At 67.2% G+C, this 26,472-nt stretch carries 19 protein-coding genes; 12 read left to right on the top strand and 7 right to left on the bottom strand.

The annotated features are described in order from the left end of the window. Positions 1–7 precede the first annotated feature (7 nt). The 3 genes from ACUXVE_RS19150 to ACUXVE_RS19140 are packed head-to-tail and all read left to right on the top strand — an operon-like array spanning position 8 to position 8,476. A complete protein-coding gene (locus ACUXVE_RS19150) occupies positions 8–6,700 on the top strand; it encodes an Hpt domain-containing protein (protein ID WP_445514963.1) in 6,693 nt (2,230 codons plus the stop codon). Beyond that, positions 6,687–8,015 carry a chemotaxis protein CheB gene (locus ACUXVE_RS19145; RefSeq protein WP_445514962.1) on the top strand — a complete coding sequence of 443 codons (1,329 nt, stop codon included), beginning with the start codon at positions 6,687–6,689 and terminating at the stop codon, positions 8,013–8,015. Before ACUXVE_RS19150 ends, ACUXVE_RS19145 begins: the two co-directional genes overlap by 14 nt. Beyond that, positions 8,012–8,476, top strand: a complete 465-nt coding sequence (locus ACUXVE_RS19140; protein ID WP_093818699.1) for a chemotaxis protein CheW — start codon at positions 8,012–8,014, stop codon at positions 8,474–8,476. Before ACUXVE_RS19145 ends, ACUXVE_RS19140 begins: the two co-directional genes overlap by 4 nt. Positions 8,477–8,709: 233 nt before the next feature. On the opposite strand, the gene ACUXVE_RS19135 is transcribed toward ACUXVE_RS19140, so the two are convergent. Both ACUXVE_RS19135 and bioA read right to left on the bottom strand, forming a co-directional pair. Further along, positions 8,710–9,447: a 16S rRNA (uracil(1498)-N(3))-methyltransferase gene (locus ACUXVE_RS19135; protein WP_033831797.1), complete on the bottom strand. Its 738-nt coding sequence runs from the start codon at positions 9,445–9,447 to the stop codon at positions 8,710–8,712. Continuing rightward, positions 9,438–10,829, bottom strand: coding sequence for an adenosylmethionine--8-amino-7-oxononanoate transaminase (gene bioA / locus ACUXVE_RS19130; protein ID WP_220387491.1), 1,392 nt, complete (start codon positions 10,827–10,829; stop codon positions 9,438–9,440). Before bioA ends, ACUXVE_RS19135 begins: the two co-directional genes overlap by 10 nt. 77 nt (positions 10,830–10,906) lie before the next feature. On the opposite strand from bioA, the gene nudE reads away from it, so the two are divergent. The 5 genes from nudE (at position 10,907) to ACUXVE_RS19105 (ending at position 13,843) form a co-directional block, all read left to right on the top strand. Then, on the top strand, positions 10,907–11,470 hold the full coding sequence (nudE, locus tag ACUXVE_RS19125; protein ID WP_093818697.1) for an ADP compounds hydrolase NudE: 564 nt from the start codon (positions 10,907–10,909) through the stop codon (positions 11,468–11,470). Continuing rightward, a complete protein-coding gene (gene cysQ / locus ACUXVE_RS19120; RefSeq protein WP_445514961.1) occupies positions 11,467–12,270 on the top strand; it encodes a 3'(2'),5'-bisphosphate nucleotidase CysQ in 804 nt (267 codons plus the stop codon). Before nudE ends, cysQ begins: the two co-directional genes overlap by 4 nt. A gap of 14 nt (positions 12,271–12,284) precedes the next feature. After that, positions 12,285–13,121, top strand: a complete 837-nt coding sequence (gene mazG / locus ACUXVE_RS19115; protein ID WP_445514960.1) for a nucleoside triphosphate pyrophosphohydrolase — start codon at positions 12,285–12,287, stop codon at positions 13,119–13,121. Further along, positions 13,118–13,444 carry a YnfA family protein gene (locus ACUXVE_RS19110; RefSeq protein WP_445514959.1) on the top strand — a complete coding sequence of 109 codons (327 nt, stop codon included), beginning with the start codon at positions 13,118–13,120 and terminating at the stop codon, positions 13,442–13,444. The genes mazG and ACUXVE_RS19110 overlap by 4 nt, the downstream gene beginning before the upstream one ends. 96 nt (positions 13,445–13,540) lie before the next feature. Then, complete coding sequence (locus tag ACUXVE_RS19105) at positions 13,541–13,843, top strand: DUF962 domain-containing protein (protein ID WP_032974966.1); 303 nt, start codon at positions 13,541–13,543, stop codon at positions 13,841–13,843. 14 nt (positions 13,844–13,857) lie between these two features. On the opposite strand, the gene ACUXVE_RS19100 is transcribed toward ACUXVE_RS19105, so the two are convergent. The 5 genes from ACUXVE_RS19100 to ACUXVE_RS19080 are packed head-to-tail and all read right to left on the bottom strand — an operon-like array spanning position 13,858 to position 20,754. Continuing rightward, positions 13,858–15,042: a GDSL-type esterase/lipase family protein gene (locus ACUXVE_RS19100; RefSeq protein ID WP_445514958.1), complete on the bottom strand. Its 1,185-nt coding sequence runs from the start codon at positions 15,040–15,042 to the stop codon at positions 13,858–13,860. Between the two features lie 14 nt (positions 15,043–15,056). Next, complete coding sequence (locus ACUXVE_RS19095; RefSeq protein ID WP_445514957.1) at positions 15,057–15,809, bottom strand: SDR family NAD(P)-dependent oxidoreductase; 753 nt, start codon at positions 15,807–15,809, stop codon at positions 15,057–15,059. A gap of 45 nt (positions 15,810–15,854) precedes the next feature. Next, positions 15,855–17,159 (bottom strand): MFS transporter, encoded by a 1,305-nt coding sequence (locus ACUXVE_RS19090; protein WP_033831792.1) that lies wholly within the window; start codon positions 17,157–17,159, stop codon positions 15,855–15,857. Further along, positions 17,156–19,405, bottom strand: coding sequence for an oligoalginate lyase (locus ACUXVE_RS19085; protein ID WP_445514956.1), 2,250 nt, complete (start codon positions 19,403–19,405; stop codon positions 17,156–17,158). Before ACUXVE_RS19085 ends, ACUXVE_RS19090 begins: the two co-directional genes overlap by 4 nt. Then, positions 19,402–20,754, bottom strand: coding sequence for a polysaccharide lyase 6 family protein (locus ACUXVE_RS19080; RefSeq protein ID WP_445514955.1), 1,353 nt, complete (start codon positions 20,752–20,754; stop codon positions 19,402–19,404). The genes ACUXVE_RS19085 and ACUXVE_RS19080 overlap by 4 nt, the downstream gene beginning before the upstream one ends. Before the next feature lie 330 nt (positions 20,755–21,084). Here ACUXVE_RS19080 and ACUXVE_RS19075 point away from each other — a divergent pair, with 330 nt between their 5' ends. From ACUXVE_RS19075 to ACUXVE_RS19060, 4 genes are all read left to right on the top strand, one after another. Further along, on the top strand, positions 21,085–23,976 hold the full coding sequence (locus ACUXVE_RS19075) for a TonB-dependent receptor (protein ID WP_445514954.1): 2,892 nt from the start codon (positions 21,085–21,087) through the stop codon (positions 23,974–23,976). A gap of 102 nt (positions 23,977–24,078) precedes the next feature. Further along, on the top strand, positions 24,079–24,822 hold the full coding sequence (locus ACUXVE_RS19070) for a FadR/GntR family transcriptional regulator (RefSeq protein WP_059064840.1): 744 nt from the start codon (positions 24,079–24,081) through the stop codon (positions 24,820–24,822). A 121-nt stretch (positions 24,823–24,943) separates the two neighbouring features. Continuing rightward, positions 24,944–25,903 carry an SPFH domain-containing protein gene (locus ACUXVE_RS19065; RefSeq protein WP_445514953.1) on the top strand — a complete coding sequence of 320 codons (960 nt, stop codon included), beginning with the start codon at positions 24,944–24,946 and terminating at the stop codon, positions 25,901–25,903. Between the two features lies 1 nt (position 25,904). Next, positions 25,905–26,339, top strand: coding sequence for an NfeD family protein (locus ACUXVE_RS19060; RefSeq protein ID WP_445514952.1), 435 nt, complete (start codon positions 25,905–25,907; stop codon positions 26,337–26,339). Positions 26,340–26,472: the final 133 nt, after the last annotated feature.

The following is a 26,472-nucleotide window of genomic DNA, read 5'->3' as shown; positions in this document are numbered from 1 at the left end:
CGCATCCATGAGCAGCCTGCGCGATGCGATGAGCCACGCAGCCCTGGGCTGGGTCAAGCCCGAGCTGGACGAGACCCTGCGCCTGGTGCGCAACGAGGTCGAGTACTTCGCCGAAGATCCGGCCGACAGCAGCCGCATGCGCATCTGCGCCGGCTACCTGCACCAGGTGCAGGGCACGCTGCGCATGGTCGAACTGTATGCACCGGCGATGGTGGCCGAGGAGCTGGAACAGCTCGCCATCGCCGTCGGCAAGGGCGAGGTCGCCGAGCGCGACGAGGCCTGTGCCACCCTGATGCGCGGCAGCGTGCTGCTGCCCGATTACCTGGAGCGCCTGCAGAACGGACACCGTGACATCCCGATCGTGCTGCAGCCGCTGCTCAACGAGATCCGCGCCGCGCGTGGCGAAGCGCTGATCAACGACAGCGTGCTGTTCGCGTTCGCGCCCGATTCGGTGACCGCCACCGAAGCGGAACTGGACCATGCACGCGGCAGCCTCAGCGGCCGCAACCGCGAGCTGCTGGACACCGTTGGCAACGCGGTCAAGGAAGAACTGCTGCAGGTCAAGGACGCGCTGGACCTGCACCTGCGTACCGACGGTTCGCCGCAGCAGCTGCAGGAGCAGGTGACCAAGCTGGGTTCGGTGGCCGATACGCTGGGCATGCTCGGCCTGGGCGCTGCGCGGGGCGTGGTCGTGCAGCAGCGCGACGCGCTGCGCGGGGTTGTCGAGGGCCGCCAGCAGATCGACGAAGACATGCTGCTGGATATCGCCGGTGCGCTGCTCTATGTCGATGCATCGCTGGATGACCAGGTCGCACACCTCGGTGCCAGTGGCAGTGGCCAGGATGATCCGAGCGCGGTGGAGAACCGGCGCACGGTGGAAGTGCTGGCGCACGAGGCGATCGCCAATTTCGCCGCCGCCCGCGAACATTTCGTCGCTTTCATCGAAACCAGCTGGAACCACGCCGAACTGCAGGACGTGCCACGCCTGCTCGGCGATGTCTCCGGCGCATTGCGCATGCTCGACCTGGGCACCGCGGCAGACTATCTGCGTGGCGTGCAGCAGTACATCGAAGCCGAACTGATCGGTCGTCAGCGGGTGCCCAGTGGTCGCCAGCTGGACACCCTGGCCGACGCCATGGCCAGCCTGGAGTACTACCTGGAAGCCCTGCGTGACCGCCGTCCGGGTCGCGAGGACATCCTCGACATCACCCGCAGCAGCCTGGAAGCGCTGCGCTACTGGCCGCTGCCCGAGCGCGGCGTGGTCGCTGCCGAAGACGTGCAGCCGGTCATGCGCGAAGCTGTGGTCGTGCCAGCCGAGCCGCTGCAGATCGAACCGCTGGATATCGACGTGCAGGCCTCCGCGCCGGCACCGGGTGACGTGCCGGCGCCGCTGCCCGATTTCACCTTCGACCCGCTGCCGGAGGCTACGCCCGCCGACAACGGCCTGATGTTCGGATCGCTGGGTACGCCAGCGTTGTCGGCCGAACCGCACGGCACCCCGCCGCCCCTGTTGTTCGCTGCCTCCAGCGCCCCCGCGCCGGAAGTGCCGCAGTGGGAACTGGGCGGATTCGACGCGCCGGCAGGGAGTGCTGCCGGACGCAGCGACGAGCGTGCGCCGACGTTCGACAGCTTCGATCCGGTCAGTTTCGATCCTGTGTCCGCCGAACAGTCCGACGCTGCTGCCTGGACGTTGTCCGCGATTCCGGTGCCGGAAGAGGGCGACACGCAGGCAAGCGCCGTAGACGGCAATGATGACGCCTTCCTGGCGACGTCGTTGGACGAGGCGTCGTCTGCCGCGTCGCTGGACGTGGTCATTTCGCCGGCCTTCGATCCGGTTGCCGCCGAGCAGGACGACCAGACGTCGCTGAGCGACGATGTGGTGTTCCGCTTCGACAGCAGCCTGCTGCACAACGCCGATGACGTGTTGTCGCTGGAGGCAATGGAAACGCTGTCGTTGGACGACGAGCAGGCCTCGCCTGCGACGCTGGAGTTCATTGACGCAGGTGCGGTGGCGCAGGCCGACGATGGCCTGGCCATCACCGAACGGCTCGACTCCACCGTTGCCGGCGACGCGGCGACCGATGCGGCAGTCTACGTCGCACCGGCCGCTGATCTGCCCGCATCCGAAGATCTACCGGCAGTGCCTGCTGCGCCGACCGTGGCGCTGGTCGATGTGGATACCATCGCGCCGATCGACTTCAGCGAGGCCGATGCGCAGTTCTTCGCAGAGCTGAATGCCGCTGCCGCCGGCTTCAATCCCCAGGCCATGCCTGCCGCCGTCGTGCCGACCGAAACCGTGCCGCCAGCCGTGGCCGAGGGCGGGTTCGATGCGGGTTTCGACGACGATGCCGAGAACATCGACCAGGACATCCGCGAGGTGTTCCTGGAAGAATTCGACGACGAGCTGGGCAATCTCGGCACGCTGCTGCCGGCATGGCGCATGCAACCGGACAACATGGACCGGCTGCGGCCGATCCGCCGCATTTTCCACACACTGAAGGGCAGTGGCCGCTTGGTCGGCGCACGTACCCTGGGTGAGTTCGCGTGGAAGATCGAGGGCATGCTCAACCGCGTGCTCGATGGCACCCGTGCCCCCACGCCGGCGGTACTGGCGATGGTCGATCACGCATACACGGCACTGCCGCAGTTGAACGCGGCACTGCGCGATGGCCAGCGGGTCAGCGTCGACCTGCAGGCGATGCAGGCCATCGCCGATCGCGTGGGTGCAGGCGAAGAAACGTTCTACGTTGCGCTGCCGGGCGCCACCGCGCCGACGGCCGAGGCGCCGGCCGATGCTGCCGCGCCGCTGGACAGCGCCGTGCAGGATGTCGATGCCCCCGCACAGAGCGCTGTCGAAGCGCCGGGTACCCCGGCCAACATCGACAGCGTGCTGCGTGAGATCCTGGAGGCCGAGGTGGAACTCCACCAGGCCACGCTGCAGGGCTGGTTGCGCTCGGCGCAGCAGGCGCCACAGCCGGTCAGCGATGCGTTGCTGCGCGCGGTGCACACCATGAACGGTGCCTTCGCGATGACCGAGGTGCCGGAAATCACCGCTGTCACTGGCGGCGCCGAGTCGTACATCAAGCGCGCGCTGGCCGCCGAGGTGGTGCCGGGTGATGACGCCGTGGCGGCCCTGGACGAGACCGCGCAGGCGATCAACGCGACCATGGACGCGCTGCAGGCCGAGCAACCGCGGATTGCGTCGCAGGCTGAACTGGCGCAGCGCCTGCAGGCGTTGGCCGGGGAACTGCCGGAAGCACGCTGGCCGATGGCCGGGCTGGACGTCGAGGATGACGACGAAGACGAAGCGCTGATTGCCCTTGACGCCGATGCCGATGCCGATGCCGGCGTGGTCGAGCCGGTGCACGGGGTTGCGGTCGCGCCGGAAGCCGGACGCGACACCGATGCCGAGGTGCTGGATGCGCTGCAGGTCAGCGAAAATGCGTTGAGCGATGCGGGCCTTGAGTCCGCTGAATTGACCGGCAGCGATGATCTGTCGCGCTACTTCGATGCAGGGTGGCCGTCGATGCCGGACGCTCCGGCGCCGGAATCGACAGCACAGGTGGCTGCTTCCATGGTCGCCGCTGCGGAGATCGAAGCCGGCCAGGCAGTGACGGCACCGGAAGACGCTGCGTTGGAAAACGCCGCGTTGACTGCGGTGGACGATCTGTCGCCGTATCTGGACGCCAGCGCACTTCCTGTTGATGACCGCGACCTGGTTGTCGCAAACGACCTGAATACGCTGTCGCCGTTCACGCCTGAAACAGCAGAGGACGACGACGCTGCTGCAGTGCCACTCGACAGCGAGCTGTCCAGCCTGCAGGATGAAATGGCTGTGCCGGGCTTCGCAGACCCGGTCACGCTGGAAGCCGCGCTCGAGGCCGGCCTGCACGTGATCGACGAGGAGCAGGGCCAGGACGAAGACGGGCAATGGCCCGTGCTCGGCCTGCAGGCCAGCGAACTCGCGCCTGGCGAGGCGGAAGCCTTTGCCGAGGATGCGGACGTCGGCGGGGAGGCGGCGGTCGGTGAAGGAGAGAGCACCGACCAGCCGTCCCCGGCGACGGTGGAAGACGTCGGAGGTGCGGAGACGGCGCAGGACGCCGTTTCGCACTCGCGTTTCTTCGAGCTGGAAGATGCTCCGGGCCAGGTTCCCGCAGCGGACAGCGGCATGATCGTGGTGCCGGTCGCGGCGGAGGCTGCGGCGGTCGACGCTGAACCTCTCGTCATCGACAGCATCGACGCCGTGGTGCCGGCGGATGCGCCCGTGCTCGAAGCCCAGGCCGAAGAAGCCCAGACCGGCTCCGACTCTGAATCTGAATCCGAAGACAGTGCCGACCTGCTCGACTTCAGCATCCATGACCGCGAGCTGGTCGACATCTTCGTCGAGGAAGGCAAGGACCTGCTGGATCATTGCGATGGGCTGATCAGCGAGCTGCGCGAAGCGCCGCAGGATCGCGAAGCCCTGGCCGGCCTGCAGCGCGATCTGCATACGCTCAAGGGCGGCGCGCGCATGGCGGGCATCAATGCCATCGGTGATCTCGGCCACAGCATCGAATCGCTGCTGGAGGCGGTCGCTGGCGGTCGCACCGAGATCGAACGTGCTGACGTGCAGTTGCTGGAACGCGGTTTCGACCGTCTGCACCAGCTGCTGACCCGTACCGGCGAACATCGCATCGTCGAGCCGGCACAGGATCTGCTCGACGCCTTTGAAGCACGCACCACCACCGACATCACCGCCGCGGCCAGCGCAGCTGCAGCCAGCGCTGCTGATGTCGTTGAGGCAGAGCAGAGCGCGCAGGCGGCTCCGGCCGTGGCCGTGGTCGATGCCCCGTTGTCGGCACCGTTGCCGGTGGAAGGTTCCAGCGAGGAAGACCCGCTGGCCCGTCCGCAGCAGGAACAGGTGCGTGTGCGCGCCGACCTGCTCGACCGCCTGGTCAACCACGCCGGTGAAGTGGCGATCTATCGTTCGCGCCTGGAACAGCAGCTCGGCGCCTTCCGTGGCGCGATGGGCGAGTTGGAACGCACCAATGCGCGCCTGCGTGACCAGCTGCGTCGCCTGGACCTGGAAACCGAAGCGCAGATCGTGGCCCGCTACCAGCGCGAGCAGGACCAGGCCGACCAGAAGTTCGATCCACTGGAACTGGACCGTTTCTCCACCCTGCAGCAGCTCAGCCGCGCGCTGAACGAGTCGGCCGCCGATCTGGGCGGCCTGCAGGGCGTGCTGGATGATCTGTCGCGCCAGTACGATTCGCTCCTGCAGCAGCAGTCGCGTGTCAGCTCGGAACTGCAGGATGGCCTGATGCGCGCGCGCATGGTGCCGTTCGACGGCCTGGTGCCGCGCCTGCGCCGCGTGGTCCGCCAGGCCGGCATGGACACCGGCAAGCAGGTCCACCTGACCCTGGAAGGCACCCACGGCGAGCTGGACCGCAACGTGCTCGATCGCATGGTGGCGCCGCTGGAGCACATGCTGCGCAACTCGGTTGCCCATGGCCTGGAAGCTCCGGAACAGCGTCGTGCCGCCGGCAAGCCGGAAGAAGGCGAGATCGCCATCCGCCTGCACCGCGAGGGCTCGGAAATCGTGCTGGACGTGGCCGACGACGGCGCTGGCCTGGATCGTGAGGCGATCCGACGTCGTGCCATCGAGCGCGGCCTGCTGCCTGCCGATGCGCAGCCGAGCGAGCAGGAACTGGACAACCTGATCTTCGCGTCGGGCTTCTCCACCGCCGACCAGGTCAGCCAGCTGGCGGGCCGTGGCGTCGGCATGGACGTGGTCGGCAACGAAGTGCGCCAGCTCGGCGGCTCGGTCGACATCCAGTCGGTGCGTGGCCAGGGCGTGCGCTTCACCCTGCGCCTGCCGCAGACGCTGGCGGTCACCCAGGCGGTGTTCGTGCAGATCGGCGAAACCACCTTCGCGGTGCCGGTCGCCTCGGTCAGTGGTATTGGCCGGCTGTCGCACGAGCGCTTCGAAGCAGCCGACAGCAGTTACCGGTACGGTGGCGAAGACTATCCGCTGTACGACCTCGGCAGTCTGGTCGGCCAGGCCCCGGCACGCGCCGACGGCCAGGCCCAGGTGCCGCTGCTGCTGGTTCGCGCCGGTGACCTGCGCGCCGCCGTTGCGATCGACCAGGTGCTGGGCAACCGCGAAGTCGTGGTCAAGCCGGTGGGCCTGCAGATCGCCTCGGTACCGGGCATCTACGGCGCTACCATCACCGGCGATGGCCGCGTGGTGGTGATCCTGGACGTGGCCCCGCTGGTGCGTCGTTTCCTGGCCAACCCGACCGCGCCGGTACTGGTCAATGCGCCGCGCCAGGAACGGCAGGTGCCGTTGGTGATGGTGGTGGACGATTCGCTGACCATGCGCAAGGTCACCGGCCGCATCCTGGAGCGTCACAACTTCGAGGTGAGCGTCGCCCGCGATGGCGTCGAAGCCCTGGAACAGCTGGAGGAGCGCGTGCCGGACCTGATGCTGCTGGACATCGAAATGCCGCGGATGGACGGTTACGAGCTGGCCACCGCGATGCGTGCCGACCCGCGCTACAAGGACGTGCCGATCGTGATGATCACCTCGCGCAGCGGCGACAAGCACCGCCAGCGCGCCTTCGAAATCGGTGTGCAGCGCTACCTGGGCAAGCCGTACCAGGAACTGGACCTGATGCGTAACGTGTACGACTTGCTGGGGATTGCCCGTGTCCGTGAGTGACCTCGATCCGGTTCCGGCCGTAGCCCTGCTGGCCCGCCCGGGTGCGGCGCGTGAGCGCCTGCGCGAGGCGTTGGCCCATGCCGACGTGCAGATCGTGCTGGAAGACGATCCCATGACGCTGGAGCCGCAGGCGCTGCATGATGCACGTCCGCAGTTCGTGGTGATCGCGCTGGAAGCGGCCATTGAAGACGCGCTGGAGCGCCTGGAACCGGCGCTGTCGGCGCCCGGCTTGACCCTGGTGTTCGATGAGGCTGAACTGGCCGCGCGTCGCGATGGTTGGGAAGCGCAGCGCTGGGGCCGTCACCTTGCCGCCAAGCTGCACGGCCACCAGCAGGTGCTGCCGCCCGGCGCCGAGGACGAACCGGCATTGCAGCTTGAGCCGGGCCTGCCGTCGACGCCGCCGGTGCCGAAGGAAACCGCGCTGCAGCCGCACCTGGAACAGGCCCGTTCCTGGGCCGACGACGTGCCGGCTGATGGTCTCTATTCGCCGCCGGCACATCTGCACGAGCCGATCGCGCTGGAGCAGGCGCTGGCTGCGCTGCAGCCGGTGCAGCCGGAAACGGCAGCGCCTGTGCAAGCAGCACCGGAACCGCCACCGGTACCGGCAGCTGCGCCGTCGGTATTCACCGACCACACGGCCTGGTCGCTGGTTGACGAGGCCAGCGACGCGCCTGCAGCTGCATCGGCTGCCACCACTGAATCGCCGGAACCTGCGTTCGATACCGGACATCTTTCTCTGGTCGACCTGGACGCCGCCGCACCAGCAGGCAGTCGCGCCGGTACCCTGCTGGTACTGGCCGGTATCGGCGGTCCCGATGCGTTGCGCCGCCTGCTCGCTGCGCTGCCCAGCGGACTGGCCGTGCCGGTGCTGGTGCACATGCGCCTGGACGGCGGCCGCTACGGCAACCTGGTCAAGCAGATGGCGCGCGTATCGCCGCTGCCGGTGCAGCTGGCCGAAGCCGGCCAGCGCGCCACCGCCGGCGAAGTGCACGTGCTGGCCGACGACATCGGCGTGCACGCTGCTGCCGATGGCCTGTATTTCCAGAGCGAAGCGCAGGGCATCTCGATTGCCGCGTTGTCGGCCGAGCACAGCGCGCTGGTGCTGCTCAGCGGTGCCGACCTGGCCCATGTGGGCCCGGCGTTGGACCTCGCCGCCGCCGGTGCCTGGGTGGCCGGGCAGGTAGGCGAAGGCTGCTACGACCCTGCTGCGGCGACGGCGGTGGTCGCCGCCGGCATGGTGGCCGGTGAACCGCAGGAACTGGCGCAGGTGATCGCCGCGCGCTGGGGCCTGGATGACGACGGAGATGCCGCATGAGTTACGCCAACAACGATGAGATCCGTGGCGTCCTGATCTCGGCCGGTGCCGAACGGGTTCTGCTGCCCAATGCAACCGTGGCCGAGATGATGTCGCGGGTGCCGGTGCAGGCGGTCGCCGACGCGCCGCGCTGGCTGGTGGGTGAGATCGGCTGGCACGGCTGGCAGGTGCCCCTGGTGTCGTTCGCACGGCTCTCCGGGTTGGGCGAAGAGACGGTGGCTGGCCACAACAAGGTGGTGGTGCTCAAGACCCTCAACGGTAATGCGCAGCGGCCCTACTACGCGCTGTTGACGCAGAGCTTCCCGCAGCTGATTTCGGTACCGCGCGATGGCCTGCTGGCCGACGCGTCCGAAGAAAACCTGCCCGACATCGTTCACATGCGCGTGCTGCTGGGCGAACAGAGCGCGCTGTTGCCGAATCTCGACGCACTGGAAGCCGCGCTGGATTCGTTGGCGGCCTGACCGGAATCCGCCGGGCATGGCCCGGCGCTACCGCAGGCGTTCCGGATATCGGGTAGCGCCGGGCCATGCCCGGCGAGCGCAGCAGCCATCAGACCGGTAGCGCCGGGCCATGCCCGGCGAGCGCAGCAGCCATCAGACCGGTAGCGCCGGGCCATGCCCGGCGAGCGCAGCGGCCTCCGGACCGGTAGCGCCGGGCCATGCCCGGCGAGCGCAGCGGCCGCCGGACCGGAGCCTTACCCCAGATCGCCCAGCCGTGCCTGCAACGCCGCGATTGCGGCCAGGCCTGCGGTTTCCGTGCGCAGGATGCGAGGGCCCAACTGCAGGCCCTGGAAGCCTGCGGCGGCCAACTGCTCACGGTCACGCGGCGACCAGCCGCCTTCCGGCCCGATGGCGATCACCACGCCGCCGGCCGGCGCTGCCTGCAGTGTCGACAGCCGGTGCGCTCCCAGCGGGTCCAGGGTCAACCGCAACGTATCGGTGGGCAGTGCCGCGCTGGCCTGTGCCAGCGACTGCGGCGCTCCTACCTGCGGAATGCGCGCACGACCGGACTGCCCGCAGGCCGACTGCACGACGTTGTTCCAGTGCGCCACGCGTTTTTCCGCGCGTGCTGCATCCAGCTTCACTTCGGTGCGCTCGGCATTCACCGGCACGATGGCGCTCACCCCCAGTTCGGTGGCCTTCTGCAGGATCAGGTCCATCTTTTCGCCGCGTGCAATGCCCTGCAGCAGGGTGATGGTCAGCGGCGATTCGTTGGCGATCGGCTGCACCGCATCGATGCGTACCTGTACCTCGCGTTTGCCGGCCATGGTCAGCGTCGCGGTGTAGTCATGGCCATCGCCGTTGAACAGCACGCAGGTATCACCCTCGCGCAGGCGCATCACCCGCACCAGGTGGTTGGCCGTCTCTTCCGGCAGGGTCACGGTCTGGCCGCTGTGCAGCGCCAGGTCGATGGGGCAGCGGGTCACGCGCATGCAATCGCCTCGTCGATGGCCGCCAGCGTGGTATGCGCCAGCAGCTCCAGTTGTTCGTCGTCCACGCAGTACGGTGGCATCCAGTACAGCACGTTGCCCAGCGGGCGCAGCACCACGCCGCGCTTCAGCGCCGCCCTGTAGGCGTGCAGCCCCAGCCGCAGGGCCGGATCGAAGGGCGTGCGCTTGTCACCGTTGCGGGTCAGTTCGAAGGCCACCACCATCCCGGCCTGGCGCACATCGGCCACGTGCGGATGGTCGGCGAACGGTGCGGCCAAGGTGCCCATCACCGAGGCGATGCCGCGGTTGCGCGCGATCACATCGTCCTCGCCGAAGATGTCCAGCGTGGCCAGCGCCGCCGCGCAGGCCAGCGGGTTGCCGGTGTAGCTGTGCGAATGCAGGAAGGCACGTTCGCGCGAATCATCAAGGAAGGCGTCGTACAGCGCCTGCGTGGCCAGCACCGCAGCCAAGGGCAGGAAACCACCGGTCAGGCCCTTGGACAGGCACAGCAGGTCCGGCATCACCCCGGCCTGCTCGCAGGCGAACATCGTGCCGGTGCGGCCGAAGCCGGTGGCGATCTCGTCGGCGATCAGGAACGCACCATGGGCGTCACACAGTTCACGCACGCGCTGCAGATAGGCCGGATCATGCATGCGCATGCCACCGGCACACTGCAGCCGTGGTTCCAGGATCACGGCGCAGATCTCGCCCGGATGCTGGTCGAACAGCGTGGCCAGGCCATCGGCGGCCTGGCGTGCGCGGTCGGCCGCACTCTGCCCGGGTTCGGCCAGGTAGGCGTCGGGCGAGGGCGCAAACAGGCCCTCGGCCAGCAGCGGCGCGTAGACCCGGCGGTACAGCGGAATGTCGGCCAGTGCGAGGGCCCCCAGCGTCTCGCCGTGGTAGCCGTTTTCCAGCGAGACGAAGCGCGTGCGCCGGGTCTCACCGCGGTTCTGGAAATACTGGAAGGCCATCTTCAGCGCCACTTCGACGCCGGCCGAACCGTTGTCGGCGTAAAACACCTTGGCCAGTGGCGCGCGGCCGGGCTGGCGCGGCGCGAGGGCCAACAGGCGCTCAGCCAGGGTGATCGCGGGCTCGTGGCCGAACCCGGCCAGCATCACCTGTTCCAGCTGTCCGGCCTGGGCGGCGATGGCACCGCCGATGCGCGGCTCGGCATGGCCGAACAGGTTGGTCCACCAGCTGCTGACCGCATCCAGGTAGCGGTTGCCGTCGTGATCGATCAGCCAGGCGCCTTCGCCGCGGGCGATCGGCACCAGCGGCAACGTGTCCGGATGCTCGCGCATCTGCGTGCACGGGTGCCACAGGACCTTGAGGTCGCGTTGCCGCCAGTGCTGGACCAGCGGAGAGGGGGTTGGGTCTGCTAGCATTTCGGGCTCATGAACATGTTGCTGCCTGCACATTCTATCGGCCTCGGCGCACGCGCCGTCTGCCCCGGAGATTCCGCGTGAACGATGACCGCGCAAGGCGTCCTCTGCCGATCATCCATCGGATCACCGACGAGGAGAACGGGCCCTTCCAGCGCCAGCATCTGGACCTGGAGTTCTCCAACGGCGAACGCCGCCGCTTCGAACGCCTGGTCAGCCGTGGCCATGGCGCGGTGGTGGTGGTGCCGATGCTGGATGAAGAAACCGTGCTGCTGGTACGTGAATACGCGGCCGGCATGCACCGCTACGAGCTTGGCCTGGTGAAGGGCCGGATCGATGCCGGCGAAACGCCGGAGCAGGCCGCCGACCGTGAACTGAAGGAAGAGGCCGGCTATGGCGCTCGGCGGGTCGACGTGCTGCGCGCGATGACCCTGGCGCCGACCTACATGAGCCATCAGTCCTGGCTGGTGGTCGCGCGCGACCTGTATCCGGAGAAGCTGGCCGGCGACGAGCCGGAGGAACTGGACGTGGTGCCGTGGAAGCTGGCCGATCTGGACCAGCTGATGCTGCGCGAGGACTTTTCCGAAGGGCGTTCGCTGGCGGCGCTGTTCATTGCCCGCCAGTGGCTGCAGGGAGCACGATGATCAAGCTGACCACGGAACTGCGCGAGACCGCGATCGCCATCGCCCAGGAAGCCGGGCAGGCGATCATGCAGGTCTACAACAACGGTTTCGACGTGACACTCAAGGACGACGACAGCCCGGTCACCGCTGCCGACCTTGCCGCCGACCGGGTGATCCAGCAGGGGCTGCGCCAGCTGACACCGGACCTGCCGATTCTGTCGGAGGAGTCGCCGCTGGTGCCTTGGGAGCAGCGTCAGCACTGGGGCGCGTACTGGCTGGTCGACCCGCTTGATGGCACCCGTGATTTCGTCAAGCGCAATGGCGAATTCAGCGTCAACATCGCGCTGATCTACCAGGGCGCGCCGGCCTTCGGCGTGGTCCAGTCGCCGGTCACCGGCATTGTCTGGCACGCGATGCGAGGCGAGCTGGCGTATCGCCGGCAGGGTGTGCATGACACCGTGCTGCGTACCCGTACACCCGCGACTGTGCCCCTTCGCGTCGCCGCCAGCCGCTCGCATCGTTCAGCGGAGACCAATGCCCTGCTGGCCCGCATGGGCGACATCGAGACCGTAGTGCAGGGCTCTTCGCTGAAATTCTGCCGGATCGCTGAAGGCGGACTGGATGTCTATCCGCGGCTGGGCCCGACCTCCGAATGGGATACCGCTGCTGGCCAGTGCGTGCTGCACGCGGCCGGTGGCGCGCTGCTCTCGGTCGGGACCGGCAAGCCGTTCCGCTACAACCGCCGGCCGACGCTGTTGAACGGCGATTTCATGGCGCTGGGCGATACCAGCCTGCCGTGGCGGGACTGGTTGTCCGATTGATCCAGGAGAAACGCATGAGTACGCACGATACCCCTGCCGCCGGCAACGCCAGCGCGGAGCTGGAGCGCCTGCTGGCCATCATGGCGCGCCTGCGCGACCCGCAGGGGGGCTGTCCCTGGGACCTGGAACAGAACTTCGCCACCATCGCCCCCTATACGATTGAAGAAGCCTACGAGGTGGCCGATGCGATCGATCGGGGAGACCTGGACGACCTCTGCGATGAACTGGGTGACCTGCTGCTGCAGGTCGTGTTCCATGCGCGCATGGCTGAAGAACAGGGTGCATTTGCCTTCGCCGAGGTCGCGCGCGCGATCAGCGACAAGATGCAGCGGCGGCATCCTCATGTGTTCGCCGATGTCAGCGTCGACGATGCCGACGGCGTGATGCGCAACTGGGACGCGATCAAGCGTGCCGAGCGCGCGGCAAAGGGCGATCAGGACACCTCGGCGCTGGCCGGGATCTCCCGTGGGCTGCCGGAATGGCAGCGGGCGGTGAAGCTGCAGTCGCGCGCGGCCAAGGTAGGTTTCGACTGGCCCGGTCCCCTGCCCGTGCTGGACAAGGCGGCCGAGGAACTGCAGGAGCTGCGCGAGGAGTTCGAACGCGGCGATATCGCGGGCAACAAGGCGCGCCTGCAGGAGGAACTGGGTGACCTGCTGTTCGTGTGCGCCAACCTGGCGCGCCATGCGGACATCGATCTGGGTGCCGCGCTGCGTGGGGCCAACCACAAGTTTGAACGTCGCTTCCGTTCGATGGAGGCGCAGGCCGAGGCACAAGGTGATTCGCTGGCCGCACTCGATCTGGATGCGCAGGAAGCGCTCTGGCAGCACGCCAAGGCCACCGAAAAAGCGTGAAAACGCTCGGTCTGTTCCTGCTGACCGCGCTGGCCGAGATCATCGGCTGCTACCTGCCTTGGCTGTGGCTGCGCAAGGGTGGCAGTATCTGGCTGCTGTTGCCGGCGGCGGCCAGCCTGGCGTTGTTCGCCTGGCTGCTGACCCTGCACCCGACCGCCAGCGGACGCGTGTACGCAGCGTACGGTGGCGTGTACATCGGCACGGCGCTGTTCTGGCTGTGGCTGGTCGACGGCATCCGTCCCAGCCGCTGGGACATGCTGGGGGCTGCGCTTTGCCTGGCCGGCATGGCAGTGATCATGTTCGGGTCGCGGCAGCCGGGGTAAGCCGGGCAGGTGTAGAGTCGGGCAATGCTCGACCGCAGTTGTGGCAACAACAGCCGGGCACGGTTCGGTACTACCTTCAACGAACGGAGCACGCGCATGTCCCGCTTCGCCAGCTTTCGCGAGTTCTACCCGTTCTACCTCAGCGAGCACCGCAACACGACATCGCGACGCCTGCACTTCATCGGCAGCTGCGGCGTACTGCTGCTGGTCGCCATCGCCGCACTGCGCGGACAGCCGCTGCTGCTGTTGGCGGCATTGGCCTGCGGCTACGGCTTTGCCTGGGTCGGTCACTTTTTCTTCGAGAAGAACCGCCCTGCAACATTTCGTCATCCACTGTATTCGTTCATCGGTGACTGGGTGATGTTCGCCGACATCCTGCGTGGCAGGGTGAAGTGGTGATCTCGCCGTACGACTCAACGCGCGTTGCAGCCCAGCGCCGCCAGGTTGATCGCGTCGGCCATGCGCCGGTAGCCCTCGTCGTTCGGGTGCAGATGATCGCGGGTGATGTCCACCGGCAATGATTCCGGCTGTTTCGGATCACGCAGCGCCGCATCGAAATCCACCACGCCATCAAAGCCGGTGTCCTGGCCACGCGCCCACTGGTTAATCGCGGTGCGGGTGGCGGCCGATACCGGTTCGTAGCGCTCCGAATCGCCGAAGGGCGTCAGTGTGCCGAGATGAGCGCGGATGCCATGTGCATGCAGCCGCGCGGCCACCTGGCGGTAGCCCAGCAACATGTCTGCTGCGTTGCGTCCCGGCAGGGGCTGTGCGCCGCCACCGTGGCGGATGTCATTGATGCCTTCGAACAGGATCACCTGGTCGGCGTCGGCCACTGCGATCACGTCGCGATCCAGCCGTGACAGCGCACTGTGGCTGCGGCCGTGGTCCAGCAGCTTGTTGCCGCTGATGCCCTGGTTGAGCACCACGAAGCGGTCCGGGCACGCCTGCTGCAGGCGCTGGCCCAAGCGCTCGGGCCATTGGTTGAACGAGCCACGCGAGGCCGTCGCGCCCTCGGTGATGGAATCACCCAGGGCCACGATCACCTGCGGCCGGTCCGCGCGCTGCACCAGTACCGCCGAGAACACGTTCTGCTGGTAGCCCACGCGCACGCTGTCGGCCACCGCGTCCTGCTTTCCGTCGGCCACCCGCACCACCGTACGGCGCACCGCAGGGCGGGTGGGCTGCGGGAAGTACGCGGTCACGCTGATCTCCTGCAGGGCGGCAAACGGCAAGGGCAGTGCATCACTGAGCAGCGCTGCGCCCACCGGTACGTCGATGGAGGTGCGTCCATCGACGGTGACCGGCAGCGCTGCCGCCTTGCCATCCTTCAGGCGCACCCGTACGTCTTCCACATGCAGCGGCGTGGTGCCCAGTTCGTTGCTGATGCGCAGCCGCAGCGCATCGCCCTTGCTGCCCAGGCGCATGTCCTGGCGCACGGTCTGCGCTGCGAACTGCACGGGCGCGTCAGCGCTGCCATCCTTGCGGTCAGGCGCGGGCGAAGCGGTCCAGGCGGTGACCCAGACCGGTGCGGCCAGCGCCACGGGGGCGGCCACGGCGCTGCCGATGGCCAGGGAAAGCAGGGTGATCCAGCGCTGCATGGGCTTCGGTCCGGTCAGGAGAAGTAGGTGCCGCCGTTGACGTCCAGATTGGCACCGGTGATGAACGCTGCCGCTGCCGACGCCAGGTAGACCGCCGCATCGGCGGCTTCGTCCGGCAGGCCCTGGCGACGCAGCGGCGTCGCGCCGGCCACCGCCGTACGCACTTCCGGTTTGGTGAATTCGTCATGGAAGCGGGTGGCGATCATGCCGCAGCACAGTGCGTTGACGCGGATACCCTTCGGCCCCAGTTCCTTGGCCATGGCCCGGGTGAAGGTCATCACGCCCGCTTTGGCGGTGGCGTAGATCGCCGCGCCGGGGCCGCCGCCATCGCGACCGGCCTGCGAGGCGAAGTTCACGATCGCCGCGCCTTCGCCCATGTGCGGTACCACGGCGTGGGTGGTCAGGTAGGTGGAGGTCAGGTTGAGGTCGATGACCTTGTGGAAGAACGCCGGGTCGATGTCGGTCAGCGGACGACGCTCGACCATGCCGCCGGCCACGTTCACCAGCACGTCGATGCGCTGGCCGAATGCAGCCTGCGTTGCTGCGACCAGGCCGGCCACGGCGGCGGGATCGGTGACGTCGGCGCGGTGGGCGATGGCCTGGCCACCGGCCGCCTTGATCAGCGCCAGCGTTTCCTGCGCGCTGGCTTCGTCGTTGGCGTAGTTGAGGCAGACGCGTGCACCGGCCGCAGCCAGCTTGATCGAGACGGCACGGCCGATATCACGGCCACCACCGGTGACGATGGCCACCTTGTCCTGGAACGACATGCGGGAAACTCCTTGGTTTGCGGGGGAATGCGAGGGAATGGGGGCTCAACCGTCGGTGCGGTCGAGCTTGTGGATCGGTCCGGTCCACCACCACAGTGCGGCCAGCGACAGCGGCACCAGTGCGGCGACGAGGATGAAGATCGGTGCATAGGAATGGCGGGTCAGCACCGGCACCAGCCAGGTGGTGATCAACGTTCCGGCCACCGCGGCCAGGCCGCCAAGACCGGCCAGCGTGCCCACCGAGCGGCCATCGAACAGATCGCCGGGCAGGGTCTGGATGTTGCCGATGGCGATCTGGAAACCGAACAGCACTGCTGCAATCGCCAGCACCGCAAACAGCGGCTGGTTGGCCAGTACCGCGCCCAGCAGGGCCGGTGCCATGATCACGCAGCCCAGCGAAATCGACAGCTTGCGCGCACGGTCCACGCTCTGGCCGGCATTGATCAGGCGCCCCGACAGCCAGCCGCCGCTCAGGCTGCCGAGCATGGCGCCGACGAAGGGCACCCAGGCGAACAGGCCGATCTGCTTGATGTCGAAGCCGAAGGTCTCGGCCAGATAGATCGGCAGCCACGACACGAACAGCCACCAGATCGGATCCAGCAGGAAACGGCAGGCGAGCATGCCCCAGCTCTGCCGGTGGGCCAGCAGCGAACGCACGCTGACCTTCGGTGCATCCACGCGTTGCTGGCCAGCCTGGTCTTCCATGATCAGGCGCCGCTCGGCGTCACTCACCCACGGATGCTTGTCCGGGCCGGCGCGATAGACGAACAGCCATGGCAGCAGCCACAGGAAGCCAAGTGCACCGACCAGCACGAAGGTGCCGCGCCAGCCAAGCCACAGGTACAGGCCGGCGATGGCCGGTGCCGAAACGATGGCACCGATGGACGCGCCCGCGTTGAAGATGCCCTGTGCGAGGGCACGCTCACGCGCGGGGAACCACTCGGCATTGGCTTTCACCGCGCCGGGCCAGGCACCGGCTTCGCTGATGCCCAGCATCGCCCGCACCACGCTGAAGGAGAGCATGGAGTGGGTGACCGAATGCAGCGCGATCGAGATCGACCACACACTGATCGACAACGCGAACCCCAGCCGCGTCCCGATCATGTCGAACAGGCGCCCGAACAGGAACTGGCCGGCGGCATAGAACAGCATGAACACGGTCACCAGCAGTGCGTAATCGTCCTTGGTCGCGCCGACTTCCCTGGCGATCTCCGGCCACATCACCGCCAGTGCATTGCGGTCGATGTAGTTGATCACCGTGGCCACCGCGATCAGGCCGACGATCAGCCAGCGCACGGCCGAGCGCACCGGCACCTTGCGCAGCGTGGCCACGGCCGAGGGGCCGTTCATCGTGCCTCACCCTTGCTGCGGTCCATGCGCGCATGGCTGCCGCTCCAGCGGTAGGCATGGCCATCCACCGTCACGCTGTGTTCGCCCTTCGCCTCGCTGTCGTCGGCCACGCCGAGTGCGATGCGGGCGCCGCTGGCCAGGCGCAGCTCGAGCACCTCGGCATCATTGCCGCGGGTGCGGATGATCTGCTTGATGCGGCTGTCGGCACCGTGCACGTACTCGGCGGTGCCGTTGTACTCGCCATGCGGCTCCAGCACGCTGAAGAAGGTCACATCCTTCTGTCCTTCCACGCGCTGCAGCAGCGCCGGTTCGCGGCGCAGGTTGAACTCGGGATCATTGGCACCGCTCTCCACCAGCAACGCCTGCGCCGGCGCGCTGCTGCCGAAGCGGTAGGTGTAGAAGCGTCCGTCGAGCAGCCACGCCAGCGTGCGCGGCTCACTGCCGGCCTTGCTGCGCGCGTCCAGCCACAGGTGCTGGTAGCCGTTGTCGCTGCCGAGCACCGGGCGCTGGGCGGGGAAATGCTCGGCCTCGAAACCGGTGGTGACGATGTGGCCGTTGAAGTGCAGCGGCAGGTCGTAGCGTGCCGCCTTGTCGCCGTGCACCTGCAGCAGGTCCAGCACCACCGGCAGGCCCAGTTCGGGGTGGCGCAGCAGTGCCTGGGTGCGGGTGAACACCACGCCCGGATAGGCATCGCGCATCGTCGCCGAGGCGATCTGGGTATCTGCGTCGGCCTGGAAGAAGCGCACCTGCGGGGCGAGTTCCTCACCGCGCTTCCAGTCGCCCTTGAAGTGGCTCTGCTCGTTCACCACCAGCGTGTTGTGGGCCACGGTCTGCTTGGCCCAGCTGCGGTTCTCGGCCAGATAGATGCCACCGCGCTTGGCTTCCACGTTGAGGAAGCGCGCCGCGCCGTAGTCGGTCACCACGGCGTTGCCATTGTCGTAGAACAGCCAGTTGAGCTTGTCGAAGTGGCCGTGGCCCATGCCCTGCATGGTGTCCTTCTGCACCAGCGCCTGGCCGCGTTCGCCGCTCATGCGCAGGATCGCCAGACCGCCGCGTTCACCGTCCGGGCCGTCGCGCAGCAGCATCGGCCGGTAGTCGATCGGTTTGGCTTTGTTGGCTGCCAACGCCTGCGCCACCTGCAGCCCTTCCGGCGACAGCAGCAGGCGTTTCTGCTGCTGGGCGACCGACAGCAGACGGTCATCGCCGGCCTGCGCATAGGCGATGCCGATGCCAGCCACCAGCTCTTCGGTATCGATGCCCTTGTCCAGGATCGCATCGTTGATCGGGAAGAACAGGCCGTCGTAGCTGGTCTGCACCAGCACGTCCACCGCCTTCAGCAGCACGCCGTCGCGACGCGCGAAGATCTTCCGCTGCGGCTCGTTGCGTTCGATCGCGTTGGCAAACAGCAGGAACGGCGCCAGCGCATAGCGCTGGTAGTAGGGGCCTTCCTCGTAATACCCATCGGGCGAGAACAGCAGGTCGATCTGCCGCAGGAAACCGAACTGGTCATCCTTGCGGCTGCCGCGCAGCGATTTCTCCACCAGTTCGCGATCACGCAGCACGTAGCCGGTCATGCCGGTGGCGGCCACCGCCCAGGTCGCGTGGTTGTGGATCTGGTCGTAGTTCTTCGGCTCGCTGGCCAGGAACTCGGCCATCGGCCGGAACACCTGCGATTCGATGGTCTGCCGATCCTGCGGCGACAGCGCATCGCGGATCGCGTCGTAGCCCTGGATGGCGTTGACCAGCCAGACCGAATCGTTCAGCACCTGCCAGAACACCCGGCCGGGAATCTGCCCGCGTCCTTCCGGATGCGGGCCGAGGGTCGGGTAGAGCTTGGCGTACTGCAGCAGCATGTCGCGCGAATAGGCGACATAGGCCTTGTCGCCGCTCAGCCGGTACAGGGTGCCGGCGGCCAGCAGTGCCTGGTAGTTGCGCTTGTGCTGCTCATGGGTGCGACCGCCGCCCTTGTCCTTCGGCACCGGCACATCGATGCCGGCCTTCATCATCTTCTGCAGCGATTTCTGCGTACGCGCCTGTTCCTTGGCGAACCACGGATAGCGGCTGCCTTCGCTGGCCATCTGCTGCCACTGCGCGGCGGTCACCAGTACCGGCGCGGTATCGCCTTGTCGCGCGGCTGCGGCAGGTGCCGCATGCAGCGGTGCCGTCGGCAACAGGGCGAAGGGAGCGGCCAGGGCGAGGGCGAGCGCCAGACGGTGGGAACAAAGGGACAGCGGCTGCAACCTCATCGATCAACTCCGGTGCTGGTGCGTGACAGGGCAACCTCGCCCACCTTGGGATACCAGTCCACCCCCGTCTGTTCGCGCGGGGTCATTGCCAGCGCCGGATCGGCGCCGATGGTGGGCAGGGGCGTTGCCGGCACCCACAGGCTGCTGGCGGCCTGCTGCAGGGTAATGCTGGCGCTGCTCACCCCGCCCGGGAACACGCTGCTGGCCTGCGGCGACTGCACGTTGTTGCTGAAGGCGATACCGGCCAGCGAACTGGCCGCATTCGGTGGATTTTTGCTGGTGCGGTTGACGATCAGGTTGCCGCTGAAGTGGCTGTTGCTGGCGGCGACCACGATGCCCTTGGTTTCGTCATGGCCCACACCGAAGCTGATCTTCGCCACGTCGACGAAGGTGTTGCGGCTGATGGTCGCGTTGACCACCGGCGCGTAGCCGGACAACGGCGGATTGGCCTGTGCATCCATCACCGCCAGTGCCGAGCGGTTGCTGGAGCCGGCCAGCCGTTCGAAGTAGTTGTTGCTGACGGTCTGGTCGGCATTGATGATGCGCACGCCGCCGGTGCCGGCCTTGTCGTCGCCGAGGAAGAGGTTGTCGACCACCCGGTTGCCGTTGCCATGGCGCAGGGTCAGCGCGCCGGCCGAACGATAGAACACGTTGCCGCGGAAGGTATTGCCGCCGGACTTGTTGGAGACGATCTCGGTCTCGCCATCGCAGCCCTCGAACCAGTTGTTCTCCACCGTGCTGTTGGAATCGCTCAGCGAGGTGTCGCTGGTGCCGACGCGGATCGTCTCTCCGCCATTGACGCCCAGCGCTGGCCGCGGGCCGAACCAGTTGTGGTCGATGCGGTGCCGGTTGTCCAGGCCCTGGGTGGCATCGCGCACCACCACCACCGTCGGGCCAGCGTTGGTCTTGCCGCGCAGCTGGCTGTGGTCGAGGCGGTTGTTGCTGCCGTACAGCGACACCCAGTAGTCCTGGTCGCTGCCATCGGGGTTGCTGTAGTCATCGATGACCAGGCCGGTGACGCGGCTGTGGCTGGCCACTGCCTTGCTCGACTCGCGGAACGCCACCACGGCGTCGCCCGGGGTGTAGCCGTTGCGGAATACCAGGTTGGAGACCTGCAGGTAGCTGCCGGCCAGGCGCAGGTCCGACCCCCCGCTGAGGATCACCTTGCCCGGCGTCTGCGCGCGCAGCACGATCGGGGCGGCGGCGGTGCCCTGGCCCTTCAGCAGCAGGCGCGCATCGGTCCAGGTGCCATCGGCCAGCACGATTTCATCGCCGGGTTGCAGGGCGGCAGCGGCGGTGGCGAACTCGGCGGCATCATGGACCAGCCAGCTTGCAGCGTTCGCCGGCAAACTGGTCAGGCAGGTTGCCAGTCCAATTGCCAGGCAATATCCAAGGGTGGGTTTCGAAAGGCGGTGCGAAGTCGGTTGAATGCGCATGAAGTCCTTCCAGAGACGGCGATGCCGCGGTTTCGGAGTGGGTGTGCATACCACTTGGTAGGTGTGTTGTAAGCCACGTTGTGCGCAAAGTCATGCTGCATCAGCACATGAAATGCCGGGCAACCGGTATGAATCAAAGGTATTACGAAAAATCCAGTCCAGTTGGTTGACATTTCTGTGTCGGCGTGTCGAAGCTGCGTCCCACGCCTACCGTCCGGGCGATCCTTTGGGAGGAGGAAAACCATGCGGCAACCAGCCGGAGTTGTACGTCGTACACCGTTGTCACCCACACCGCTGATCGTGGCACTGCTCGCTGCGCTGGCGGCTTCGCCGGCCGTGCAGGCGCAGTCTGCCGGCAGCGGTTCCGGGCAGGACGCCACCACCCTGGACCAGGTCCAGGTCACCGGCATCCGCGAATCGATGCAGAGCTCGATCAACAAGAAACGCGACGACACGGTGATCGCCGATGTGTTGTCGGCCGATGACATCGGCGACCTGCCCGCGCCATCGCTGGCCGATGCGATCGAAACGCTGACCGGTGCCGCCTCGACCCGCGACAAGACCGGCGCATCGGAAATCTCGATCCGCGGTCTCGGTGCCTTCCTCAGCAGCACCAACTTCAACGGCCGCGAGATCACCAACGGCAGCGGCGACCGCTCGGTGAACTTCAACATGTTCCCGGCCGAGCTGATCAATACGGTGGCGATCTACAAGACCCAGCGTGCCGACATCATCGAAGGCGGTGTCGCCGGCACCATCGGGCTGGAGACGGTCAAACCGCTGGAGTACGGCAAGCGCTCGGCGCAGATCGATCTGCGCGGCAGCTGGGCCGAGTATGACAAGAAGTACCGCGACGACGATGGCATCGGCTATCGCGGTACCGCCAGCTACATCGACCAGTTCGAATTCGGCAACGGCCAGAAGCTCGGCATCTCGCTGGGCATCCAGCGGCTGGAGGGCACCGATCCGGAGGAGAGCATCACCAGCGGCTCCACCTGGTATGCCTGCGATGGCAGGCAGAACGTGGCCAATGCCAACTGCAATGAAGTCAGCGCCCAGGCCATCGCCAACGGCGCGCCGTACTACCTGGTGCCAAGCAGCCGCATCTATCGCCTGAAGCAGGAACGCAATGATCGCCAGAGCGAATTCGCGGCGATCCAATGGCGGCCCAACGACGTGGTCGAGGTCAACCTCGATTTCGAGCATACCGAGCGCAACTGGGACGAGGACCGCAGCGACCTGAGCCTGTCCAATGCACGACGCGGCATCACCCAGCGCGAGGTGGACGAGGACGGCATCGTCCGCCACCTGCATGGCAGCACGTCCATCGATTCGACCTCCAACCGCTACTGGCGCGGCGAGGAATACACCGGTGGTGGCCTCAATCTGATCCTGCGCCCCAGCCCGGCCTGGGAGCTGTCCACCGATCTTTCCTATTCGCATACCAACCGCCTGGACAGCGAGCGCATGACCCGGCTGCGCGCCAACCAGCGCGACGTCGACAATGCCATCGTGCCGGGCATCAGCAGCGGCGCCACCGGCTATGTCGACTACGACTGGGACTGGCATGGCGAGGTGCCGAGCGTCGCGCTGGCGCCGAACTTCGACCCGAACAACTGGGATGCCTACACCGGCGCGGCGCGGGTGACCTCCAGCGCGACCGAGAACGACCACAAGATCAAGGCCGGCCGCTTCGATGCCAGCTTCATGCCCGAGTCCGGTTTCTTCACCCGCATCAAGGGCGGCGTGCGCGCCAGCCAGGCCGACTACCGCCTGCGCGACAACACCCTGGTGACCGACTACGACCAGCGCGTAGCGGCCGACAAGGCGAAGATCATTGCCGCCAACCGTGCCTGCCGTGCACCGTTCCCGCAGGACGATTTCATGGATGCGGCCAGCGGCAATACGATCTCCTCGTGGGCGTACTTCGATCCGAGCTGCCTCTACGCGTCCTTCCGCGGCACCAGCGACAGTGGCCTGGACCCGGACTTCCAGGACCCGAACAACGTCGATGTGACCGAGAAAACCCGCGCGCTGTACCTGATGGGTGAATTCAGCAGCACGCTGTTCGGACTGCCGGTCACCGGCAATGTCGGCCTGCGCTGGGTCAAGACCGACGTGCGTTCGGAAGGCGTGCGCACCGACCTGGCGGTCATCGACAACGGCGACGGCACGATCCGCCTGCAACCCACTGGTGATTTCACCACCCAGGTGTTCAAGGCGGGCAACGACAAGCTGCTGCCAAGCCTGAATGCCGCGTTCGAGCTGAAGCCGGACCTGTTGCTGCGGGTTGGCGCGTACCGGGCAATGTCACGCCCGGATATCGCCGCACTCGGTGCCGGGCGAACCATCAATGTCAGCAGCGATGCCACCTATACCGGCCTGGCCGACGCGCTGGACGACATCAGTGCCAGCGGCAATCCGGCTGCGCAGCCGCTTATGTCCTGGAACGGCGATGTCTCGCTTGAGTGGTATGCGAACCCGGACACGCTGCTGGCCGGTGCGGTGTACTGGAAGCAGTTCAACGGCGGCACCGCCACCGCGCTGGTGCCGGAGACCTACACCCTCAACGGACAGACGGTGACCGTGCCGGTGCGCCAGCAGGTGACCACCGATGAAGACAGCACCCTGACCGGTATCGAGCTCAGTGCCACCCACCGGTTCTCGTACCTGCCCAAGCCGTTCGATGGCCTCGGCTTCAAGGTCAGCTACAACTATGCCGACGCCGACTACCAGACGCAGGATTCGCGGTTGGGCGAGCAGTTGGCCGCCGATGGATCGATCATTCCGGCCATCGTTCCGCCGGCCGGCCTGAGCGGATTCTCGCGGCATGTGCTGTCCGGATCCGTCTACTGGGATGTGGGCCGCTTCAACATCCAGGCCATCGGCAAGTTCCGTTCGCACTATTACCAGGACTTCACCGGCAACACGGCGCAGCAGAACCGCTACTACGATGACAACACCAGCGTCGACCTGCGCCTGCGCTACCGGGTGAACAAGCAGCTGTCGTTGTCGCTGGAACTGATGAACCTGACCAACGAGCCACGCGTGGCGTACCAGCCGCTTTACGGGAATTTCCGCGAGGTGGTGAGCTACGGGCGGCGCGCGTATTTCGGTGTACGATACAAGTTCTGAACAGGGCGGCGCGGCCAATGGTCGCGCCGTCGCTCCAACCGGACCCGCACCGTGCCCGGTGGCCGGGGACGGGCCCGGAGGGAACCGCCAAGGGTCAGCCGCATGTCCGCCAACCGTCTCTACCAGACCATCGCCGCCAAGCTCCGCAAGCTGATCGAGGATGGCGAATATCCGCCGGGTTCGCGCCTGCCGGGCGAACGTGAACTTGCCGAACGCTTCGGCGTCAGCCGGGTCACCATCCGCGAGGCGGAAATCGCCCTGGAAGCGCAGGGCTGGATCGCGATCCGCATCGGTTCGGGCGTCTATGTGAAGCCGCGCCCGGCCCAGGCTGCCGGCGGGCTGCCCGATATCAGCGCCTTCGACCTGACCGCGGCGCGTGCCGTGTTCGAGGCGGAAGCCGCAGCGCTGGCGGCAAGCAATATCGATGAGGCCGGCATCGCCGAGCTGCAGGTGCTGGCTGAAGCGCTGTGCCGGCGTGACCTTACCGATGAAGAGGCCGGCGACTACGACCGCCGCTTCCACCTGGCCATCGCCCGCCTGTCGGGCAACCCGGTGGTCGAGTATTTCGTGCAGCAGATCTGGCGCATGCGCAGCGAGCTGCCGCGGGTGACCGAGGTCTATGCACGGGTGTGCCATGACGATGGTGCCAGCCGCGCCGACGAGCACATGGCGATCTTCGAGGGGCTGCGCGCGCGCGATCCCGTCGCTGCGCGCAATGCGATGCGCCATCACTTCCAGCGCCTGTTCGAGGCGATGCTGGAGGCGACCGAAAGCCAGGCGCTGGCCGAGATCCGCCGGCAGACCCAGCAGGACCGCGAGCGCTTCCTGGCCACGACCCGGATCTGACCGGGTTCATCCTGCAGCGCCGGGCCACGCCCGGCTGCTTTCGGCTGGAACGTGCGGTACCCGCATCGCCTGCATCCACGCGCTATGCTGGGCTCCGGACGTCTCCCATAAGGAAAGCGCGATGTTCCCGACCATGTTCTTCAGCGCGGTGCTGGCCTTGGTGGCCGTGGTCATCCTGTTCAAGGCAGTGCGGATGGTGCCACAGGGCTATGAATGGACCGTCGAGCGGTTCGGCCGTTACACCCACACCATGTCGCCCGGCCTGCATTTCCTGATCCCGATCGTCTACGGGGTGGGGCGCAAGGTGAACATGATGGAACAGGTGCTGGACGTGCCCGGCCAGGAAGTGATCACCAAGGACAACGCCGCCGTGCGCGTCGATGGCGTGGTGTTCTTCCAGGTACTGGACGCGGCCAAGGCCGCCTACGAGGTATCGGTGCTGGAAGTGGCGATGATCGCCCTGGTGCAGACCAACATCCGTACCGTGATCGGCTCGATGGACCTGGATGAATCGCTCAGCCAGCGCGAGGTGATCAACGCCAAGCTGCTGAGCGTGGTCGACCATGCGACCAACCCGTGGGGCGTGAAGGTCAACCGCATCGAGATCCGTGACATCCAGCCGCCGCGCGACCTGCTCGATGCGATGGCACGGCAGATGAAGGCCGAGCGCGAGAAGCGCGCGCAGATCCTCGAGGCGGAAGGTTCTCGGCAATCCGAGATCCTGCGTGCCGAAGGCGAGAAGCAGGCCACGGTGCTGGAGGCGGAGGGGCGGCGCGAGGCCGCATTCCGCGACGCCGAAGCGCGCGAGCGCCTGGCCGAAGCCGAAGCCAAGGCGACCCAGGTGGTGTCGGCGGCGATTGCCGACGGCGACGTCCAGGCCATCAACTACTTCATCGCCCAGAAGTATGTGGAAGCGTTCAAGGAACTGGCCACGTCGCCGAACCAGAAGCTGGTGCTGATGCCGATGGAGGCCAGCGGAGTGATCGGTTCGATCGCCGGCGTGGCCGAGCTGGCCAAGCAGGCCCTGTCCAACCAGCAAACCCGGCCGCCGTCAAAGCGGCCGCCACCGATCGGAGGCTGACATGCGCTGGGAAGTCGTTGCCTGGGGTGCGTTGGCCTTGCTGCTGTTCGCCGCCGAAGCGCTGGCGCCCGGCGCGTTCATGCTGTGGATCGGCATCGGTGCGGCGGCGGTGTTCGCACTGGTAGCGGTGTTCGCCGATATCCCGGTGCTGTGGCAGGTGGTCGCTTTCGTGGTGCTGAGCGTGCTGTCGATCCAGTGCTACCGGCACTTGGGCAAGCCGCGTGCGCGGCAGAGCGACGCGCCGCTGCTGAACCGCCGTGCTGAACAACTGGTCGGGCGGGTGGTGCCCTTGCAGCAGGGCATCGTTGCCGGGCAGGGCAGGGTCAGCATCGACGACGCGTCGTGGCAGGTGAGTGGGCCGGAGTTGCCGGCCGGCACGCTGGTGCGGGTGGTGGCGGTGCAGGGCAGTGCGCTGGTGGTCGAGGCGGTCGCCTAGGTTTCCAGCGAACGGCGCAGCCCCTCGTGGGAGGTCGCTGAAAGCAGATGCTGGGTTGGGTCGGGGGGGGGGGGGGGGGGGGGGGGGGCCGCCGCGGGGGGGGGGGGGGGGGGGGGGGGGGGGGGGGGGGGGG

The organism is Stenotrophomonas sp. 3(2025) (assembly GCF_052665395.1).
Note: the sequence above shows the minus strand (reverse complement) of the source record. Positions and strands in the feature narration are given on the sequence as shown.

What these genes read in the sequence shown, in the direction of transcription:
- ACUXVE_RS19150 (WP_445514963.1), top strand. Translation starts at nt 8, where the DNA reads ATGAGCAGCCTGCGCGATGCGATGAGCCACGCAGCCCTGGGCTGGGTC.
- ACUXVE_RS19140 (WP_093818699.1), top strand. Translation starts at nt 8,012, where the DNA reads ATGAGTTACGCCAACAACGATGAGATCCGTGGCGTCCTGATCTCGGCC.
- ACUXVE_RS19135 (WP_033831797.1), bottom strand. Translation starts at nt 9,447, where the DNA reads ATGCGCGTGACCCGCTGCCCCATCGACCTGGCGCTGCACAGCGGCCAG.
- bioA (WP_220387491.1), bottom strand. Translation starts at nt 10,829, where the DNA reads ATGCTAGCAGACCCAACCCCCTCTCCGCTGGTCCAGCACTGGCGGCAA.
- cysQ (WP_445514961.1), top strand. Translation starts at nt 11,467, where the DNA reads ATGATCAAGCTGACCACGGAACTGCGCGAGACCGCGATCGCCATCGCC.
- mazG (WP_445514960.1), top strand. Translation starts at nt 12,285, where the DNA reads ATGAGTACGCACGATACCCCTGCCGCCGGCAACGCCAGCGCGGAGCTG.
- ACUXVE_RS19105 (WP_032974966.1), top strand. Translation starts at nt 13,541, where the DNA reads ATGTCCCGCTTCGCCAGCTTTCGCGAGTTCTACCCGTTCTACCTCAGC.
- ACUXVE_RS19100 (WP_445514958.1), bottom strand. Translation starts at nt 15,042, where the DNA reads ATGCAGCGCTGGATCACCCTGCTTTCCCTGGCCATCGGCAGCGCCGTG.
- ACUXVE_RS19095 (WP_445514957.1), bottom strand. Translation starts at nt 15,809, where the DNA reads ATGTCGTTCCAGGACAAGGTGGCCATCGTCACCGGTGGTGGCCGTGAT.
- ACUXVE_RS19090 (WP_033831792.1), bottom strand. Translation starts at nt 17,159, where the DNA reads ATGAACGGCCCCTCGGCCGTGGCCACGCTGCGCAAGGTGCCGGTGCGC.
- ACUXVE_RS19085 (WP_445514956.1), bottom strand. Translation starts at nt 19,405, where the DNA reads ATGAGGTTGCAGCCGCTGTCCCTTTGTTCCCACCGTCTGGCGCTCGCC.
- ACUXVE_RS19075 (WP_445514954.1), top strand. Translation starts at nt 21,085, where the DNA reads ATGCGGCAACCAGCCGGAGTTGTACGTCGTACACCGTTGTCACCCACA.
- ACUXVE_RS19070 (WP_059064840.1), top strand. Translation starts at nt 24,079, where the DNA reads ATGTCCGCCAACCGTCTCTACCAGACCATCGCCGCCAAGCTCCGCAAG.
- ACUXVE_RS19065 (WP_445514953.1), top strand. Translation starts at nt 24,944, where the DNA reads ATGTTCCCGACCATGTTCTTCAGCGCGGTGCTGGCCTTGGTGGCCGTG.
- ACUXVE_RS19060 (WP_445514952.1), top strand. Translation starts at nt 25,905, where the DNA reads ATGCGCTGGGAAGTCGTTGCCTGGGGTGCGTTGGCCTTGCTGCTGTTC.